At 61.2% G+C, this 19,295-nt stretch carries 15 protein-coding genes and 1 riboswitch; of the genes, 10 read left to right on the top strand and 5 right to left on the bottom strand.

All coding sequences use genetic code 11. The features are described 5' to 3' along the window. Positions 1 to 639, bottom strand: a complete 639-nt coding sequence (locus NA8A_RS10935; RefSeq protein ID WP_009756565.1) for a DsbA family protein — start codon at positions 637 to 639, stop codon at positions 1 to 3. A gap of 136 nt (positions 640 to 775) precedes the next feature. Between NA8A_RS10935 and NA8A_RS10940 the strand changes: the two genes are divergently transcribed. The 3 genes from NA8A_RS10940 (at position 776) to metE (ending at position 5,485) form a co-directional block, all read left to right on the top strand. After that, positions 776 to 1,441 (top strand): response regulator, encoded by a 666-nt coding sequence (locus NA8A_RS10940; protein ID WP_009756566.1) that lies wholly within the window; start codon positions 776 to 778, stop codon positions 1,439 to 1,441. Then, on the top strand, positions 1,438 to 2,796 hold the full coding sequence (locus NA8A_RS10945) for an ATP-binding protein (protein WP_009756567.1): 1,359 nt from the start codon (positions 1,438 to 1,440) through the stop codon (positions 2,794 to 2,796). The genes NA8A_RS10940 and NA8A_RS10945 overlap by 4 nt, the downstream gene beginning before the upstream one ends. Positions 2,797 to 2,844: 48 nt before the next feature. Next, a riboswitch (cobalamin riboswitch) is annotated at positions 2,845 to 3,055 on the top strand. A 90-nt stretch (positions 3,056 to 3,145) separates the two neighbouring features. Further along, on the top strand, positions 3,146 to 5,485 hold the full coding sequence (gene metE, locus NA8A_RS10950) for a 5-methyltetrahydropteroyltriglutamate--homocysteine S-methyltransferase (RefSeq protein ID WP_040672419.1): 2,340 nt from the start codon (positions 3,146 to 3,148) through the stop codon (positions 5,483 to 5,485). 171 nt (positions 5,486 to 5,656) lie between these two features. Here the strand turns inward: metE and NA8A_RS10955 are convergent, their stop codons facing one another. The 3 genes from NA8A_RS10955 to NA8A_RS10965 are packed head-to-tail and all read right to left on the bottom strand — an operon-like array spanning position 5,657 to position 8,374. Then, positions 5,657 to 6,529: an isocitrate lyase/PEP mutase family protein gene (locus NA8A_RS10955; protein ID WP_009756569.1), complete on the bottom strand. Its 873-nt coding sequence runs from the start codon at positions 6,527 to 6,529 to the stop codon at positions 5,657 to 5,659. A gap of 13 nt (positions 6,530 to 6,542) precedes the next feature. Further along, the gene (locus NA8A_RS10960) at positions 6,543 to 7,706 is read right to left on the bottom strand and encodes a 2-methylaconitate cis-trans isomerase PrpF family protein (protein ID WP_009756570.1); all 1,164 of its coding nucleotides are present in this window, start codon (positions 7,704 to 7,706) and stop codon (positions 6,543 to 6,545) included. Beyond that, the gene (locus NA8A_RS10965) at positions 7,703 to 8,374 is read right to left on the bottom strand and encodes a GntR family transcriptional regulator (protein WP_009756571.1); all 672 of its coding nucleotides are present in this window, start codon (positions 8,372 to 8,374) and stop codon (positions 7,703 to 7,705) included. The genes NA8A_RS10960 and NA8A_RS10965 overlap by 4 nt, the downstream gene beginning before the upstream one ends. A gap of 222 nt (positions 8,375 to 8,596) precedes the next feature. On the opposite strand from NA8A_RS10965, the gene NA8A_RS10970 reads away from it, so the two are divergent. From NA8A_RS10970 to NA8A_RS10995, 6 genes are all read left to right on the top strand, one after another. Beyond that, a complete protein-coding gene (locus NA8A_RS10970) occupies positions 8,597 to 9,589 on the top strand; it encodes a Bug family tripartite tricarboxylate transporter substrate binding protein (protein ID WP_009756572.1) in 993 nt (330 codons plus the stop codon). A gap of 69 nt (positions 9,590 to 9,658) precedes the next feature. After that, entirely contained in the window at positions 9,659 to 10,102 is a 444-nt protein-coding gene (locus tag NA8A_RS10975; RefSeq protein ID WP_009756573.1) for a tripartite tricarboxylate transporter TctB family protein, read from the top strand. A 1-nt stretch (position 10,103) separates the two neighbouring features. Continuing rightward, positions 10,104 to 11,621: a tripartite tricarboxylate transporter permease gene (locus NA8A_RS10980; RefSeq protein WP_009756574.1), complete on the top strand. Its 1,518-nt coding sequence runs from the start codon at positions 10,104 to 10,106 to the stop codon at positions 11,619 to 11,621. A 119-nt stretch (positions 11,622 to 11,740) separates the two neighbouring features. Then, positions 11,741 to 12,808 (top strand): AbrB family transcriptional regulator, encoded by a 1,068-nt coding sequence (locus NA8A_RS10985; protein WP_009756575.1) that lies wholly within the window; start codon positions 11,741 to 11,743, stop codon positions 12,806 to 12,808. 178 nt (positions 12,809 to 12,986) lie between these two features. Beyond that, positions 12,987 to 13,517 carry a putative pterin-binding protein gene (locus NA8A_RS10990; RefSeq protein WP_009756576.1) on the top strand — a complete coding sequence of 177 codons (531 nt, stop codon included), beginning with the start codon at positions 12,987 to 12,989 and terminating at the stop codon, positions 13,515 to 13,517. Between the two features lie 19 nt (positions 13,518 to 13,536). Continuing rightward, the gene (locus NA8A_RS10995) at positions 13,537 to 16,155 is read left to right on the top strand and encodes a hybrid sensor histidine kinase/response regulator (RefSeq protein WP_009756577.1); all 2,619 of its coding nucleotides are present in this window, start codon (positions 13,537 to 13,539) and stop codon (positions 16,153 to 16,155) included. Between the two features lie 701 nt (positions 16,156 to 16,856). On the opposite strand, the gene NA8A_RS11000 is transcribed toward NA8A_RS10995, so the two are convergent. Further along, the gene (locus tag NA8A_RS11000) at positions 16,857 to 17,471 is read right to left on the bottom strand and encodes a response regulator (RefSeq protein ID WP_040672364.1); all 615 of its coding nucleotides are present in this window, start codon (positions 17,469 to 17,471) and stop codon (positions 16,857 to 16,859) included. 431 nt (positions 17,472 to 17,902) lie between these two features. Between NA8A_RS11000 and NA8A_RS11005 the strand changes: the two genes are divergently transcribed. Next, the gene (locus NA8A_RS11005) at positions 17,903 to 19,294 is read left to right on the top strand and encodes an aminotransferase-like domain-containing protein (RefSeq protein ID WP_009756579.1); all 1,392 of its coding nucleotides are present in this window, start codon (positions 17,903 to 17,905) and stop codon (positions 19,292 to 19,294) included. Position 19,295: the final 1 nt, after the last annotated feature.

A 19,295-nucleotide genomic window follows, 5' to 3' on the forward strand; every position in this document is an offset into this window, starting at 1 on the left:
TCACTTCATCTCGGCCTGCTTGGCGCGTGCATCGGCGATGATCAGCTTGAAATTCTTGTAGTCCAGCGTCGAGGCCCGGAATGGCCCCACCAGAAAGGACGGCGTGCCGGGGAAGCCCAGCGCATCACCCTGTGCCATGTTGCGCTTGATAAGCGTGTTGATGGCCCCGCGGTTCTTCTTCAGATCGGCATCGAGCCGCTTCATGTCGATACCTGCGGCCCTCAGCGCCTGACGCATCTGGTCCCTCGTCGTATCGCGACCCTTGATACCCATGAGGGCATGATGGGCGGTCTCATATTTGCCCTGGTATTGCGCCGCCAGCGCCATCATCGCTCCGTCGATGGAGCTGGGCCGCAAGATAGGCCAGTCCTTGTAGACGATACGGATCTTGCCATCTTCCCTTGCCACACGGTCGAGCGTAACCGCCGTCTCCTTGCAATAGGGGCAGTTGTAATCGACATAGGCCACGATCGTGAGGTCGCCTTTGGGATTGCCGCCAACCGGCGCCGCCGGATCATTGAGAATCATCTCGCGCGAAACATCCTTTGCGGACTGGGCAAAAGCACCGCCGGAGGAAAACGGAACGGCGGCAAAGAGAGCCAGGGCAACCAGGGCAACGCGACGCGAAAAGGCGGGCATGCATGTCTCCTCATGCGTGTGGAATGGACAGGCAAGCCATCCGGGCTTGCAATGGCTTCGAAGGGACATAGCCTACCTTAAGGCTGGCTTAAGTTTATGATCTAAGATCATTTCCAGCAATTTGCAGGTTTCGGGAATGCGCATCTTGATTGTCGAGGACGACGAAGTCCTCATCGACGGACTGAAGGTCGGGCTGGGGCTCGCGGGATTTACCGTGGATGCGGTGGAGACATGCGCCGACGCAGCTGCGGCCCTTCACGCCTCGACCTTCGATGCGGTGGTTCTTGATCTGATGCTGCCCGACGGATCCGGGCTCGATGTGCTCGCTGAAATGCGCCAGCGTGACGATGCCACACCTGTCCTGCTTCTGACAGCGCGCGACAGTGTCGCCGACCGCGTTTCGGGCCTCGATGCGGGAGCCGACGACTATCTCGGAAAACCTTTCGACCTGGACGAAGTGGCCGCGCGACTGCGGGCACTGACCCGCCGCTCGACCGGAAACGCCTCAGCGATCCTGCGCTGGAAATCGTTTCAGCTTGACCCCGCCAGCATGAGCGTTTCGGATGCCGGGCGTCCTTTGCGTCTTTCGCGCCGCGAGTTCTCCATCCTCCGCGCCCTGATGGACCGTCCCGGCCAGATTCTGTCGAAAACCCAGCTGGAGGAGCGCCTTTACGGCTGGCAGGAGGATGTGGAAAGCAACACCATCGAAGTGCACATCCACAATCTGCGCGGCAAGCTCGGCCCAGGCCGGATCGAGACGGTGCGTGGTGTGGGATACCGGCTTGCGGAGAGCGGCGCATGAAGTCGATCCGCGGCAGGCTCTTCCTCATCCTCATGATCACGACGGGCCTTGTCTGGCTGTCGGCCATAGGCTGGATTTATCTCAGCACTCAGGCGAAGGTGGAGAAGGTTCTCGACGCGCGCCTCGTGGAGGCTGCGCGCATGGTCAGTTCCCTGGTGGCAAGTCAGGGAATGGACCCTGCCAAGGCGGCCGAATTCCATGTCGCCATAGCCGAGCCTCACCCACTCTACGACCGCCAGCTTTCCTGCCAGATCTGGGCCTTCGACGGCACGCTCGTGGGACGCTCCAGCGGAGCGCCCGGCACACCGCTCACCGAAACCGACGAGGGCTTTTCCGAAACCCGCGTCCATGGCGAAACCTGGCGCGTCTATGCAGTGGCCGATGCCGAGCGCGGCATGCGCGTCATGGTCGGTGACAACCTGTCGGTGCGCGACCGCCTTGTCGCCGATGTCATTCGTGGCCTTGCCCTTCCCGCCATCGTCGCCCTGCTCGCGCTTTCCGGCCTCATCTGGTTCAGCGTTGGACGCGGCCTTGCTCCCCTCAACGCCATGGCGCGCGCGCTCGCCAACCGTCCCGCTTCCGACCTGAGCCCTCTGACCCAGACCGGAAGCCCTTCCGAAATCCGCCCGATGGTCGACGCGCTCAACGGATTGTTTGCCCGCGTCGGAGCGCTGCGCCAGCGCGAGCGCGATTTCACCGCCTTCGCCGCACACGAGCTCAAGACGCCGATTGCAGGCCTCAGAACGCAAGCCCAGATAGCGCTTGGCGCCGGCGAGGGGGATGTCCGCGGCAACGCATTGGAGCAGATCGTAGTCGGGGTGGACCGCACATCCCGTCTGATCCGACAGCTCACCGACCTTACGAACGCCGAGAACGGCGACGAGGCTGGGCAGGGCGAAACCGTCAATCCCGGCCAGATGCTCGAACTCCTGGCCGACGATATCCGCCGTCACAAGACCGGCTCCGTGGCGATCAGCATTGCGCCGGAGCTCCATGAGACCACCCTGGCCGCCGATCCCTTCCTCTTTTCGCTGGCCGCACGAAACCTTCTCGAAAACGCCGCAATGCATTCCACGCAAGGCGGCAGGGTGCGCTGCACCCTGCACAGGCAGGACGATAGCGCTACGGTGATGTTCGAAGATGACGGACCGGGCATTCCCGACGATGAACTCTCGAAGGTGCGCGACCGCTTCTTCCGGGGCCGTAACAAGACACCCATGGGAAGTGGTCTCGGCCTTGCCATTGCGGAACTGGCAATGAAGCGTATGGGCGGCGCGCTTCACATCGCCAACCGCGATGAAGGCGGATTACGCACGGAGATGGAATTCCGGCTTTCCGTCAAAAATGACACTTAAAGATATAAAGATTTCTTTATATCACCTTGACATTTACCGCCCACCGGATGATTTTGCCACCGTCGTGGTTCTGCGGCGCGGCTTGCCGCGTCGAGCTAAGAGGGAAGCCGGTGCGCTTGCATGTCGCGAGCAAATCCGGCGCTGCCCCCGCAACTGTAGGCGGCGAGCCGACGTCCACAACGTCACTGGGATATCCCGGGAAGACGGACGGAGGCACTGACCCGCAAGCCAGGAGACCTGCCTCGACAAACAACGTCCACGGGCGGGGTGCCCCGGGGGTCGCGGCAAATGGCGGCTGTTCGCCATGTGCAGGCTTCCGCTCGCCCTGCCCCAGCCAACGGGGTATGACATGACCGAGAAAAAGACCGTAGAGGTCGCAACGCTGGGCGCGCCGCGCATCGGCCGCCATCGTGAACTCAAATTTGCACTTGAATCCTACTGGTCCGGCAAATCTTCCGCCGAAGACCTGCTGGAGACGGCCCGCACATTGCGCGCCCAGCGTTGGCAGGAACAGCGCGACCGGGGCGTCACGCGAATTCCCTCCAACGACTTCTCCCTTTACGACCATGTGCTCGACACGGCGGTCATGGTCGGCGCTGTTCCGCCCGCCTATGGATGGCAGGGCGGCCCCGTTTCGCTCGACACCTATTTCGCCATGGCGCGGGGCAGTCAGAAGGGCCCCGAAGCCGGTTGCAGCCACGGTAGCCATGGCGGTCATGGCGTCACCGCAATGGAAATGACCAAGTGGTTCGACACCAATTATCACTACATGGTGCCCGAACTCGCGGTGGAGCAGGAATTCAACCTCACATCGGCAAAACCGGTCGAGGAGTTTCTGGAGGCCAAGGCGCTCGGCATTCACACGCGCCCCGTCATCCTCGGCCCGGTCACCTTCCTGAAGCTTGCCAAGCCGCAGGAGGACGGCTTCGATCCGTTGGTGCTCCTGCCGAAACTGTTGCCCGTCTATGAGGAGGTCCTGCAACACCTGAAAGAAGCCGGTGCCGACTGGGTGCAGATCGACGAACCGGCCCTTGCGCTCGATCTCGTACCGAATGAGCGTGATGCCCTGAAATTCGCCTGCGCGAAGCTCGCGGCTGCCGCCCCCGGTCTGAAGCTGATGCTCGCGACCTATTTCGGCGAACTGGGCGACAATCTGGAAACGGCCCTTGCGCTGCCGGTCGCCGGCCTGCATCTCGACCTGGTGCGCGCGCCACAGCAGCTCGATGCAGTGCTTTCCACTGCCTGCAAGGATCTTGTTCTCTCCCTCGGCGTGATCGATGGCCGCAATATCTGGCGCGCCGACCTGCCCGTCATTCTAAAGCGCCTGGAAGCTGCGGCCTCCACCCGCGAGGCGGGTATTGAGGTTGCACCGTCCTGTTCACTGCTGCATGTACCGATAGATCTCGATCTCGAAACGGCTCTCGATGCCGACGTGAAGTCCTGGCTGGCCTTTGCCGCGCAGAAGATGGATGAGCTTTCGCTGCTCGCCCGCGCTTTGAACGAAGGCCGCGACGCCGTAGCTGCCGAGCTTGCCGCATCGGTGGAGGCGATTGCCGCGCGCGTCTCTTCCGCCAAGGTGCACGATCCGGTCGTCGCAAGCCGCGTCGCCGCCGTCACGCCGGATATGGCAAACCGCAAGAGGCCCTTCGGGAAACGAGCGGACCTGCAACGGGCAAAGCTCGGCCTGCCGGCCTTCCCCACCACGACGATCGGTTCCTTCCCGCAAACAGCCGAGGTGCGCAAGGCGCGCGCGGCCCACGCGAAGGGCGCAATGAGTCCGGCCGATTATGAGGCCTTCCTGCAACGCGAAACCGCCGATGCGATCCGCTGGCAGGAGGAAATCGGCCTCGATGCGCTGGTACATGGCGAATTCGAGCGCAACGACATGGTGCAGTATTTCGGCGAAAAGCTCTCGGGCTTCGCCTTCACCAAAAATGCCTGGGTACAGAGCTACGGATCGCGCTATGTGCGCCCGCCCGTCATTTATGGCGATGTCTCCCGTCCAGAGCCGATGACCGTCGGCTGGTGGCGCTATGCCCAATCCCTGACGGACAGGCCGGTAAAGGGGATGCTGACAGGCCCGGTGACCATCCTGAACTGGTCATTCGTGCGCGATGACCTGCCGCGTTCGCAGGTTTGCCGCCAGATCGCTCTGGCCATTCGCGACGAAGTCGCAGACCTGGAAAAGGCGGGGGCGGCGATGATCCAGATCGATGAGGCAGCCCTGCGCGAAGGCCTGCCGCTGCGCCGCAGCGACTGGAAGACCTATCTCGATTGGGCGGTGGACTGTTTCCGCCTCACCGCCTCAGGCGTGGAAGACGCAACCCAGATCCACACCCATATGTGCTATTCGGAGTTCAACGACATCATCGACGCCATCGCGGCGATGGACGCCGATGTCATCTCCATCGAGACCTCGCGCTCGCGCATGGAACTGCTGGATGCATTCCGCAGCTACAAATATCCCAACGAGATCGGACCGGGGGTCTACGACATCCATTCGCCCCGCGTGCCGGAAGTGAAGGAGATGGCCGACCTTTTGGGCCTTGCCCGTCAGCGGCTCGCCGACACCCAGATATGGATCAACCCCGATTGCGGGCTGAAGACCCGTAAATGGGAAGAGGTCCGGCCTGCGCTCGTGAACATGGTCACCGCCGCCCGCCAGCTGCGCGCGGCAGCCGGCGCCTAACGCATTCTGCAGTCGGATGGAAACATCTGGCGTTCGCATAAATGCGGAAAAAGAAGGATATGGAGCGGAGAAGCATTTCCATGAAACGCTGAACCGCTCCAGCGCCTTCGGCCCGCTCCTCTCCCCGTTCCGGCGGGGAGAGGGAGGGCGCAGCACCCTCAACAGGAAATGCTACAGTGCGTAACGCTTTTCGAGTTCGTCGTAGAAATCCTTCTGAACCACGCGCTGCCGTTCGCTGAAGCTGGCCACCGGGCCGCTTTCATCGAGCATGGTGTCGCGCTTCAACTGGCCAAGCGCCGCCTGCATGCCATAGACGGCCCCCTGCAGAGCCACATTGGCGTAGAGCAGCAGTGCAAAGCCCATCTCCTCGAACTCGGCCAAAGGCATGATCGGCGTCTTGCCGCCCACCACCAGATTGAGAAGCTGGGGCGTTCCCTTGAGCGCGCCGGGAATGCCACGGATTTCCTCGATGCTCTCGGGCGCTTCCACGAAGGTGATGTCGGCGCCGTCCTCGATGAAGGCAGCCGCCCGGTCCAGCGCTTCCTGATAGCCCCGCGTAGCGCGCGCATCCGTGCGCGCCACGATCAGCAGGTTCGGGTCCTGACGAGCATCGACCGCGGCCTTGATGCGGCTGCGCGCCTCATCGAGCCCCACCACATCCTTGCCGGAGAAATGGCCGCAGCGCTTCGGCGTCACCTGGTCTTCGAGCTGTACAGCGCTCGCGCCGGCGCGTTCGAGCGTGCGGATCGTATGGCGCACGTTGAGCGCGTTGCCGAAGCCGGTGTCCGCATCGACCACGATGGGCAATTGCGTCGCGTCACGGATGGTGGCCGTGTGCTGGGCGATTTCCTGCAATCCGACGAACCCCAGATCGGGTTTGCCGAGATAGGTGTTGGTCAGGCCAGCGCCAGAAAGATATACTGCCTCGAAGCCCATGTCCTCGATGACCCTCGCAGCCAGCGCATTCGCCGCCCCCGGCAGAAGCACGGCGCCACCCTTGTTCAGGCGGTCGCGAAACTGTCGGTTGATTTCATGATTGAGCACGTCTTAACTCCTGCTACTGCGCTGTTTCTGCCTTCGGGAAGGCAAGCGAACCGCGGACGCAGACCGTACCTTCCATCAGGCGTCTTTGTGTGCGGATCACTTTCGCCGAAAGGATGCGGCCATCCTGCGTTTCCGCACCCACCGTGATAACGCCGCTCGGCGTTCCGAGCCGAAGCCTGCCGGCATCCGCCCCATCGGAAAGACAGTCGGCGACGATGCCGCCTTCGACGGTCGCTGCGCTGGCAAGCGCCAGCGCACCCGTGATCGGAATAGCGCGATGGGCCTGGCCGGCCGAAATCATGCGCACGAGAATATCATGCCCTTCAGACGCGATGCTTTCGCCGGCAAGGGTGCGAAACGCATCCGCCGGCCCGACCATCGCGATCTTGGGAATGGCGATGATGGCGCCGGCCTGCTCCAGGTCGGGTGCAATGCCCATCGCGACGGAAGCCGCCCGGCGCACCTCCTCGAGTCGCGCCATGAGTCCTGCATCGGCATCGATATCCTGCGGCAGTGCCCCGCAATCGGCTCCGAGATCGGCAGCGCGAACGAAAACGGCCGGCGTGGCTGAATCGACCGCCGTCGCCGCAATCGTCCCGCCATCGGAAAGAGCAAGCTCGACCACCGCCGCACCTGCGGGCAAAAGCCCGTTCCCACGCGTGCCTGCCGGGTCCTGAAAGGCAAGTTCCACGGGTGCGCCAGTGCCTGCAACGCCCGGAAGGGCGAAATCGCCGTCAACGACGGCGGCGCCGTCGCGCATTTCGAAACGGGAATGAATGATCTTGCCTGAATTCGTGTTGTGGATTCGTACGACCGTCTGGCCATTGGCGGGCGCGGAGACCAGCCCTTCCTCCACTGCAAACGGCCCGATGGCGGAACTCATATTTCCGCAATTGCCACTGAAATCGACTGTCGTGCCGGTGACGGAAACCTGCGCGAACGTATAGTCGACATCCGCATCCGCACGCGACGACGGGCCGACCACGCATATCTTGCTGAGCGAGGAAATGCCGCCACCCATACCGTCCAGCTGGCGGCCATTGGGATCGGGACTTCCAAGAACTGCGCGAAACAAGGCCGGCCATGCGGCTTCCTCGGGCAGGTCGCTGCGGCGAAACACCACCGCCTTGGATGTGCCGCCCCGGATGAAGGCGGCCGGCACGCGCATCAATGTCATTTCGTCTCTCCGCCATTCTCGATCTGCGGCGCGAGCGACAGCCAGCTGTTGCGAATGTGTCGCCGCATCAGGAGAGCCGCGACCTCCTCGTCACGATCCGCGATTGCATCGACGATCCGCCGGTGCTCCATCAACGCCGTCTGTCCACGACCCTGCACATTCTGGTGCTGGCGGCGCATGAGAACCAGCTGCGGATAAAGCTCCTCGCTCAGGAGGCGCAGGATCATCGGATTGCCCGACAAGGCGGCCACCACCACATGAAAATCTGTGTCGCTGCCGCTTTGCAGGTAAGCTCCGGCCGGATGCGCGGTAACCGACACCGCATGACCGTCCAGAAGCAGGCGCAGTTGCTCCGTCTGCCCCACGGTTGCCCGCCGGGCGGCAAGCCGCGCGGCTTCCGATTCCAGACCTTCGCGCAATTCGTAAAGGGCCTGCGCATCGGCAAATCCGATCTCGCGCACCCGCACCCCTACATTGGGCACCAACGTGGCCAGTTGCGCATCGACAAGGCTGCGAAGAGCCTCACGCACCGGCCCCCGGCTCACTGAAAAGCGCTCAGCCAGCGCCACTTCGCCCAGGCGTTGGCCGGGCAGGAGCTGGCCTGCAAGAATCTCGTCCTTGAGGCTCGCAGTGATGGAGGCTGCGGAAAGGCGTGCTATTTCCTGCATATTGTTTACAATAAGGAGTGAATGGCCTGATCGAGAAAATGGGTCGGAAACGCCGAACGCTTGCCGATTTTTCCGAAGTATCCGCTCTATTGCGTGGAAGTCAATGGTATCAAAGCATTTTTCAAAGGGCTTGACATATCGGAGCGCAAGCTGTTCTTTCTCGAAAATTCTGACAGATTGTAAACAATCTTTTCAGTTTGAGTTTGAACAGGAGGAGATCAGATGTCTTTCAAGGCAATCAGAAGATTCGCCGCCATTGCCGGCTTCGCGGTCGCGACGCTGGCAGGCGGCATCCAGGCAGGCACCGCCGATGACTGGCCGAACCAGCAGATCACATTCGTCGTGGCCCTGGGCCCCGGTGGCTCGGCCGACCGCACCGCGCGCCTCGTTGCCCAGCGCATGCAGGATGAGCTCGGCGTCCCGATCCGGGTCGTCAACCAGGAAGGCGGCGGCGGCCATGTCGGCCACAGCTACTTCCTCAACATGCCCGACGACGGCACGTTCTTCCTTGCCTCGTCCATCCATCCTTACATCAGCAATGCCATTCTTGAACTCGATGCCGAGTACTCGCTCGACGACTTCGCATTCGTGAACGGACAGTGGACCGACATCGACCTCTTTGCGATGAACAAGGACCTGCCCTATGGCTCGCTGGACGAGTTTATGAAGGCGGCAAAGGAAAATCCGGGCAAGATGAAGATCTCCGTCGTTCCCGGCTCCACCGGCTACATCAACACCCTTCTGGTGCTGGAAGCCTATGGCATGAGCGAAGACGACGTGAACATCGTCACCTATGAATCGGGCAGCGCCGCGCGCACTGCCGCTGCCGGTGGCCAGGTGGACCTGACCGTGCTCGGCGCCGATGGCACCGTGCCGATTGCCGAATACATCAAGCCGCTCGCCGTGGCTGGTGACGATCGCCTCCCCGAATGGGACGCACCGACCGTCAACGAAGCTCTTGAACCCCTCGGCGTGAAGGTGCCTTCGCTGGTAGGCTCCATGCGCGGCATCGCCGCCCATGCGTCTTTCAAGGAAAAGTACCCGGAGCGTTTCGAGAAGTTCGCCGCCGCCTACAAGGCCGCTCTTGCGGATGCGGATTTCGCCGCCGACCTCAAGAAGCAGAAGATCGGCGCCGAATGGCTCGGCCCTGAGCGCACCACGCAGATCATCACCTCGAACTTCGATATCCTGAAGCGTTTCCAGGAAGAGAAGTAAGAAATTGCGCGGCGGGGTCGGCATGGCCGCCTCGCCGCGAATCCGTTTCTCATCCCACGAGGACATGCCATGTCCGGCCGACTTACCCTGACGCACACGGCGTTTCTTGCGCTCGTGGCACTTGTTACCTCCTATATTTCCTGGAGCGCGATCAAGGCGTCCACCAAGCTTTTCAACCTCATCGTCGTCGTGCCCGTGGCCGCGATCATCGCAATCCTGATCGTGACGATCGTTGCCAGCGCCCTGCGCGGCAAGGCTTCCGACGGCGCTATGCCCTCGCGCGCAAACACGCTGGGCGACATCCTGCTTCTTGGGTGTTTCGCCGTGTTTTGCGTCGCGCTGACTAAGGTCGGCTTCGACATCGCGACCTTTATCTTCGTATGGATTGGCATCGTTCTGGGCGGCGAAAAGCGCATCTGGCTACCGCCGCTCTTCTCTGCGCTCTTCACGCTTATTCTCGTCAAGGGCTTTGGCGCCCTCTTCCCCTTCCCCATGCCCATGCTGGTGTTCTGAAATGCTCGATACCATTGCATTCTCCCAGGCCATGGACATGCTGTTCTCGGGTTTCGGCCCGTGGCTCTATGTCATTCCCGGCCTGCTGATAGGCCTCGTATTCGGCGCCGTTCCCGGCCTGCAGATTTCGATGGCCATGGCCGTGTTTCTGCCCGTCACTTTCGCGATGGACTTCCTGCAGGCGATGCTGTTCCTCACAGCCATCTTCACCGGCGGAGCCTATGGCGGCGGGGTGACGGCCATCCTGATGAATATTCCAGGGTCCTCATCCTCCGTTGCCACCGCATTCGACGGATACCCGATGGCGCGGCAGGGAAAGCACAATGAAGCTCTTGGCCTCGGCCTCGGCGCTTCTGTCGTCGGCGCCTTTATCGGCTATATCCTGCTCCTGTTCCTGATCGAGCCTCTGGCCGGCCTCGTCCTCAAGCTCGGGCCTCTCGAGATGGTCATGGTTGTCCTGTGGGGCCTCACCCTGATCGCCACGCTCAACGACAGCACCGTCGCCAAGGGGCTCATGGCCGGGGCGCTCGGCCTCATTCTAAGTCAGGTCGGCATGTCGACCACCGGAGTGTTGCGCACCCGGATCGGCAATCCGTATCTCATTGACGGTATCGCGGTCGTGCCGGCTATGATCGGTATCTTTGCGGCATCGGAGCTGTTGCGCCTGCGCGGCAACACCTATCTGGTGGAGGCCGAGGGAGCGCGTAATATCTCCTTCGGGCGCATCCTGTCCGGCATGTTCGAGACATTCCGCTATCCCGGCGTTCTCCTGCGCGGCAGCCTGATTGGCGCGGTGATCGGTGCAATTCCCGGCGTCGGGTCCTCTGTGGCCAATCTGGTCGCCTATGGCGAAGTGCGCCGCTCCTCCAAGAACCGTGACAAGTTCGGCACCGGTGTTCCCGAAGGCGTGGTGGCGGCCGAGTCCGCCAACTCCAGTTCCGAGGGCGGCTCCATGACCGCGCTTCTGGCGCTGGGCATTCCCGGAGGCGCCGCAACAGCTGTGCTTCTCGCCGCCTTCTCCTTCCATAATCTGGTCGGTGGCCCCGCCTTCATCCGCGATGAGCGCGACCTGATCTATGCAATCATCGTCGGAAATCTCGGACAGGTGGTTCTCCTTGCCGTCATCGGCCTTCTGACGCTGCGCCTCCTCGGCATGGTGGTGAAGGTGCCGCTCACTTATCTGGTTCCCTCGGTTCTCGCGCTCTGCGCGTGGGGCGGCTTCGGTATCACCGGCACAATTGCCGGTCCGGTAACCGTCGTCTGCTTCGCCGGTCTCGGTTGGCTCATGCGCAGGCATGACTATCCCGTTGCAGCCACGGTCATCGGCCTCCTGCTTGGCCGCATGACGGAGGGCGAACTCGTCCGCACCATGCAGATATCGGGCGGCAACCCGCTCGCCTACATGGTTGAAAGGCCTATCGCGATCCTGTTCCTGGTCTTGCTGGTTCTGATCACGATCTTCATTCCGCTATGGCGCCTCTACAGAAAGCGCCGGGAAGCAGCCGAAAATCCGTCCTGAATGAATATTCGCCGGCAAAGCCGGCGAATACGCATTCAGCCTTCTTGATCCGGCAGGAGTTTCAGTCGAAAACCCATCCAGTCTTTCGGCAATTCTGCCGCCCCGCGCGGAAAGCATTCATGAGCATTTCACCACCCTCTTGGCTTTTGGGACTTGCAGCGCTTGCGGCAGGCCTTTGCGGTGGGCTTCTCTTCTTCTATCTTTCCATTCCTCTTCCATGGGTGCTGGGCAGTTTCGCGGCCACAGGGCTTCTGTCTCAACTTGGCGTCAAGCTCTCCATGCCCGCACGCTGGCGCGGCTATGCAATGCTCATCATCGGCACGATGCTCGGTGCCGGCTTCACCCCCGAAATCGTCGAGCACGCCACCACATGGCTCCCCACGCTATGCGCCATGCTTGTCCTGTCCTGGCTCTTCTTCACCGGCGCCTTCGCTTTGCTGAAACGGTTTTCCGATATGGATACCGGCACGGCGCTTCTGGCCGCCGTCCCCGGCGGGCTTGCGATGGTCAGCGCACTGGCTGAGGACTATCACGCGGATGCGCGCCGCATCGCACTCTGCCACTCGGCACGCCTGGTCGTCCTCCTTGTCATGACGCCTTTCATGATCGGACTTGTGTCCGACTATGACCTGGCCACATCCACCAGCGTTGCGCTTGCGCATCCCGAGCCGTTCGATGCGGTGCAGCTCTCTCTGCTTGCCGCTTGCCTGCTCGTCGGATGGGCGCTGGCAAGACTGACGAAACTGCCGTCCGGTCTCATGCTTTTGCCTCTGCTCCTCTCCGCACTCCTCCATGTCACCGGCGTTGCCAGCGCGCATGTGCCGCTGCCGCTTTCCGTCCTTGCCCAGCTTGTCATTGGATGCGGCATCGGCATTCGCTTTCAGGGATACCGGGCTCGCGACATTCTTCGCGATGGTCGGCTCGCTGCTTTCACGAGCCTGATCTTCGGCCTCGCCTCGCTTGCTGCCGCCTGGATAACCGCGCAGGTAACAGGCCACGAAATCGCCCCCTTGCTTCTTGCCTATCTTCCCGGAGGCGCGCCTGAACTCGGCGTCGTCGCGCTTGCTCTCGACATCGATCCGGCCATGGTCGCCACGCATCACGTGGTGCGGGTTCTCGCCATAGCGCTCTTCGTGCCACTCGCAATGCGACAGATCAGGAAACCACAGCAGCCCCCTGCCGCCTGAAGCATTTTACAAACGGCAAACCGGTACAAGGCGGCGCGGGCGATCCAACTGCCGCTGGATGACCTAAGACAAGGCTGATACAAAGTCTCCGAGGGATAAATTCGCGGAGAAGCCGTTATAAACTGGGCACCCGCGGTTTTTCATGCGGCAGCAAAAGCTGCTGCCTTGGGGAAGCGACATGACGACCATCTGTGCGGGCTTGTTCCGACAGTTTATTGCCTCGACGATCCTGTTCGCCGGAATGCTGCAAGCCTCCCGCGCCACCGAACTGCTGCCGCCGAAGGGGCCCGTCATCCTCACCGTGACGGGTATGATCGGGAGAGCGAACGATAAGGACGGCTCGGCAAAATTCGATCTCGAGCTTCTGGACCAGCTTCCCCAGACAACCTTCCAGACCCGCACTATCTGGACAGAAGGCGACCCGGAATTCACAGGCGTTTCGCTCAGTGTGCTGCTTGAGGCGCTTGAGGCGCATGGCAAGATCTTGCGCATGACAGCGCTCAATGAATATGCGGTCGATGTTCCCATTGCAGAAGCTGTTGACGAAGGCCCCATCCTTGCATCGCGCATGAATGGGAACCCCATTACGGTACGACAGAAAGGGCCGCTCTGGCTGATCTATCCCTATGATACCAATCCCGAGTACAAATCTGAGGTTACGTACTCGCAAAGCGTCTGGCAGTTGAAATCCATCGACGTCAGGGACTGAACCGCAACGGGACCAGGATATGCCGGATCGCCGGGAAGAAAGACGGCCGCGCTGGTCGATCAGATATTTCGCTGCCGGCATCCTCCTTGTGATTGTCGCTGGTTTCTTCAGTACGCTCAGCGCGCAGCTCACCCATGAGCTTGCCCGTCTGCGGGCCGCCCCGTCCGACAATCTGCAATGGACCATGGCACAGGTTCAGGTCGAGCTTCTCATTCTCGAAGAGGCGCTCCACGATGTTGTTCACAATCGCAGCGCACCGCTCGACCAGGTTCGCCAGCGTTTCGATATATTCTACAGCCGCATCGACACACTGGAGCGCGGTTCGATGTTCGCAGCCGTCAAGGCTGAACCGAGGGCGCACAAGGCGCTGGGTGAAATCCGTGACGCATTGGTCCAGTCCCTGCCGCTGATCGACGGACCCGACGAAACCCTGCGCGCCGGCATCGCCGAACTCTATGAGCGCGCCCACAGGCTCCAGCCGGCCGCACGCAATCTGGCGCTTGAAGGGGTTCTTGTTCTTGCAAGGCAGGCCGATGACGAGCGTCAGGAATTCACCGACCTTCTCCTGCGCATGGCGCTGGTCGCCCTTATCGTCTTTTTTGCGATGCTCCTTGCCCTGGCCTTGTTCTGGCGTCAGTCGCGCGTTGCAAGACGCCGGTCGGAGGAGCTGGCCATCAGCAATTTGCGCTATGCAAGCGCCATCAGCACATCGCTAGATCCCATCATCGTGTCGGATGCACAGGGGCGCATTCTCGATATAAACCCGGCTGCCGAGAAAGTATTCGGCTATATGCGGGAAACCGCCGTCGGCAGCACAATGGAAGAACTCATCATTCCTCCGGATCTGCGTGAGGCGCATCGCGAAAGGCTCAGGAAATACCTGTCCGGCGGCAACCTCCGCATTCTGAGGTCAGAGCGTATAGACACGGAAGCCATGCGCGCCAGCGGCAAACGTTTTGCCGCAGAATTCTCCTTCGGCGTCACCATCGGCAATGAAGGCCCGATCTTCACCACCTACATCCGCGACATCTCCGACCGTATCCGGGCGCAGGAGGCGCTGACTGCCGCCCGCGACGAAGCGCTTGCCATGGCCAAGGCGAAATCTGATTTCCTTGCCGTTATGAGCCATGAGATGCGTACACCGCTGAATGGCGTGATGGGCGTTCTGGATGTCCTGCTCGACACGAAGCTCACCCGCAAGCAGCGGGATTATGTGGAAACGGGAATAACCTCGGGCGAAATTCTCCAGCGCCATATCGATGAGGTTCTCGACATCACACGGATCGAGGCTGGCGCTCTCAAGCTGCGCCCCTCGCAATTCGACGTCGAAACGCTCCTGCGCGAAGTGCAGAACATCAACGAACAGGCAGCACTCCCGAGAGGAAACCGCATCGTGACGGGCACCGAGCCCGGCCTGATCGTCTTTGCACAGGACCGGCATTGCCTGCGTCAGATTCTGATGAACCTGGTGTCGAACGCCATCAAGTTCACGCTGAATGGCGAAATTCGGATCGAGGCCCGCGCGCTTCCAGAAGAAAACGGGAAGAACTGGGCGGAATTCACCGTCAGCGATACGGGCATGGGCATCAAGCCGGAGGATATGGAGCGCATCTTCGAGGATTTCGTGATGCTCGATCCCTCTCACCGGCGCACCTCCCCCGGCTCCGGGCTCGGGCTCGGCATCTCACGCCGCATCGCCACCTTGATGGGAGGCGAAATAACCGTTGAAAGCGTACCGGAAAAGGGCAGCCGCTTTTCAGTTCGAATACCCGCATTGCCCACCCCGGCAACCGAGGAAACCCGCAGCAGACGTGGAAGGCCTCATCCCCCCGCCGCTCGGCGCCAGCACGGTCTTTCCGTGCTGCTTGTTGAGGACAACGAGACCAACCGCCTGGTCGCCCGCGCGATGCTGTCCAAGCACGGTTGCCGCATCACCGAAGCGCCCGATGGCAAGGTTGGCGTGTCGCTTGCACACGACACGCGTTTCGACCTCATCCTCATGGATATCAGCATGCCGCGTCTGGACGGATTGCGAGCGACACAGCTTATCCGCGCAGGCGACGGTCTCTCGAAGGACGCGCCGATTATCGGCCTTACAGCCCATGCACTGCCGGAAGAGCAACGCGAACTGAAGCGCGCGGGCATGCAGGACTGCATCATAAAGCCTCTGCGTTCGGAAAAGATCGCCGCCCTGCTTGATCGTGTCACGAGCCAACCCCGCCCCACGACCGAATATCAGGGAACGCCCTCTGAGCATCCCTCGCCGTCAGCAGTCGAACCCGCTCAACCGGCGCTGCTCGACCCTGCCACATGGGCAGAACTTCAGGGTTCGCTCCCCCCTGCGCTCCTCGAAGCGCAATTGAAGCGGTTCCATAAGGAACTGGATGAGATCGAGAGCCTCTTCACAGAGGAGAATGCAGGTTCGCTGGAACTGGAAAAGCTCTGCCGTCTCGCCCACAACCACGCGGGAACGGCGGCGATCTTCGGCGCAGGTATCCTGCGCCAGACACTTCTCGATTTCGAGACCGCCTGCAAGAAGGGTGATATAGCGTTCCTGTCGAACCGCTGTCGCGCGGTCTGCGAGGCCGCCCGCAACACCCGTGATGCCCTCGTCTCAAGGCAAACGGACCCGGTTTGAGGCAAAACCTATACCAATGGGTAGGTCAGCAAGCCAAAAGAACTCACACGTGTCCGTCGGGACTCATCATAACAATAACCGAGTGAGCTACGACTGTTCTCTAAGTCTGTGACACGAATCACAAACAAGAACAGTCGAATGGCGCATACGGGAAAAAATGGCTCTGGTTTGCTTTGCGGGACTTCGGTCTTTTGCTTTGCACCATTTTCCATTGCGCCCAAGTCGGGGCGGAGGGGCACCACTCCGACAGCATGGCCCACCGGTCTTCGCGATCGGTGGGCCTGTTTCGTCGGCAAAACTGGAAGTGTCGACCATGCCCGCGGTTTTCTTGTCAAATCAAGCGGCTGCGCACTGCGATCAAGGGGGCGAGCGAAGCTGTGTCTCCGCGCGATAGGAACTGCGCTGCCAGATGGAATTCTCGGCCATATCGCTGAGCTGGATCCACCCGTCCAGCTCGCTGCCTGAGCCTGGGGTGGCCGAGAGGAAGGCCCGTCGTGAAAACGGCGGGCCTTCTCATTTTAAGGCCCTGTGCGGCTGAACGGGCGCAAAAGCGGCACCCGCCGGCCATAAATGCGAAAACCAAGCTGATGGATCGCTCTAACGCATGTCTCCCGGAAGTGGGAACCGGTTCCGGGATAAAGACATGCGTAAGATCAAGAGCTTAAAGCGCAGGGAGCGAATCTGAAAGATCGCGGTACGCTCTAAAAGAGCCCCGCATCGCGGGCGGCCATAGCCGCCATCGTCCGATTGCGTGCCGAAAGCTTTCGACAAAGCGTGCGGACATGCAGCTTCACCGTCACATCCTGCAGCCCGAGCAAACGGCCGATCTCCTTGTTGGACAGCCCCTCGACAATTCCTTTCAGAACTTCGAGTTCGCGCTTCGTCAGCTTCTGGGCCAGCGCATTGGGTTGCTCGCCACCATGAACCGTCATGAGCTGAACGGGAACATATTGTTCCCCTGCGGCCATGAAATGCACCGCATGGACGAAGGACTTTGCCGGGAGTGTCTTGGGCAGGAAACCGGCTGCGCCGGACGCAAGCGCTTCTTCCGCCACCGCACGGGAAGCCGTTCCGGAAAGAAGTGCGACCGGGCCTCCGAGATTCAGTTCAAGCGCCTTGCGCAAGCCTTCAAGGCCATTCATTCCCGGCATGGAATAATCCAACAGCACGAGATCGAAAGGCCCTTCGCTGACGATTTTCTGAGCTGCTTCGTGAAAATCTCCCGCAACGGAAACCGCAACACCGGCCTCCTGCGACAAAAAAAGACAGAGCGTGTCGCAAACCAGCTCATGGTCATCCGCAATGAGTATCTTCACAAGTTCCGGCTCCGGATACAGTCTCCAGGACGCTTTGGCAGCGTTCATGCGGGTCGGGACCCCACCACCCCATTACGAAGCAGGGACAGTATGGATCATTTCCGAGCGTACACGCCGGGTTTATTGCGTTTGCCGGCGATGCTCAAAAGGTATTTGGGATAACCCGCGCGATATCCGCCTTTGCCCCATGAAAAATGCAGTCATCACCAAAAAACGTTGAAAAAGAGGCATTTTGGCAGGCTGAAATACCACAGATTTCGGAATACCCCGGCCCCCAGCAGCCTTACTCTGTCTTAAAGCAGCCATTTCCCGTTCCCGAACACCGGCAATATATGGCTTCAGCCAATCCGTCCTGCTATCGATTGGGACAATCACGGGACAAAAATCGCCCGCGCAACGGGTGTCCTGAAGCCAGTAACGGGACAATTCGAGTGAACGACGGCAACGCACGCCTCTCCAGGGCAGATCGCATCGTCCAGCATGTGAGCGGCCTTCTCGCCGCTGGCGCCTACAAGGCGGGAGAACGCCTGCCTTCGGTACGGCAGGCAGCGCGCGAACACGGCGTTTCGAAAAACACGATGGCGGAGGCCTATGACCGCCTCGTCGCCCGCGGTCTTCTGGAGGCGCGCGCCGGCTCCGGCTATTATGTTGCCCAGTTCAAATTGCCCACCTCGGTGCCGCCCGCCCCCCATGTTGCCGCCGCCATCGACAATGTTTCACTCCTGCGCGAACAGCTCGACCAGCATTACGAGGTGCGGCCGGGCGACGGCCGGCCTCCCGCCTTCTGGATGGAGCGTTCCGAACTCAAGAGCTATTTCTCGGCGTTCAAGACGGGGGACCCTTCCGCCGTCGATTTCGGCTATGGCAGTTCCTGGGGTTACGCCCCTTTGCGCGAAAGGCTGCGGGTCCTGCTGCTTGAGCGCTCGATCACCGTTCAGCCCGAAGGCCTCCTTCTGACCCATGGCGCAAACCACGGACTCGACCTGATCATTCGCCACCTGATCGAGCCCGGAGACACGGTATTCGTCGACGATCCCGGCTACTATCCGCTTTTTGCCAAGCTGACACTTGCCAAGGTGAAGATGGTCGGTATCCGTCGCAGCCATGATGGTCCCGACCTGGAAGACCTTGCCACCAAACTGGCCCTGCATCGCCCGAAAGTGTTCTTCACCCAGTCGCTTGCCCACAACCCGACCGGCGGCACGCTCTCGCCGGCAGTCGCGTTCGGCTTGATGCAACTCGCCGAGCGCTGGGGATTTCTGCTGGTGGAGAACGACGCGCTGGCCGACATTCTGCCATCCACCCTGCCGCGTCTTGCAGCCCTCGATCAACTCAACCGTGTGCTTTATGTCGGCACATTCTCGAAGACGCTCTCGGCGAGCCTGCGTTGCGGGTTCGTCGCCGGACATCCTTCCATCGTGAAGGCGCTGGGCAATCTGAAGATGCTGACCACGGTCGCGACCTCCGATTACGTGGAGCGCTTCGTGCACCACCTCATCCAGGGCGGCCAGTATCTGCGCCATCTGCGCCGGCTGAAAACCCGTGTCGAAGAGGCTCATAAGGCCTCCTCGGCGCGGCTTGAGGCCCTTGGCCTGACGGTCAGCCAGAGCGTGACGCCAGGCTTCTACCTGTGGGTGGAATTCCCCGACGGCGTCGATGAGTTCGATCTCTGCCGCGCGGCAGCCGAAAGAAGCATCTTCCTGGCTCCCGGCAGTGTCTTCACACCCGGAAGATCACCGAGCGGAGCAACAGCGATCCGCGTCAATGTCGCCTACGGTACCGATCCGCGTTTTCTGGACTTCCTGCGTGACCAGCTACCCTGAC

Origin of the sequence: Nitratireductor indicus C115 (assembly GCF_000300515.1) — a bacterium.
GTDB classification, from domain to species: domain Bacteria; phylum Pseudomonadota; class Alphaproteobacteria; order Rhizobiales; family Rhizobiaceae; genus Nitratireductor; species Nitratireductor indicus.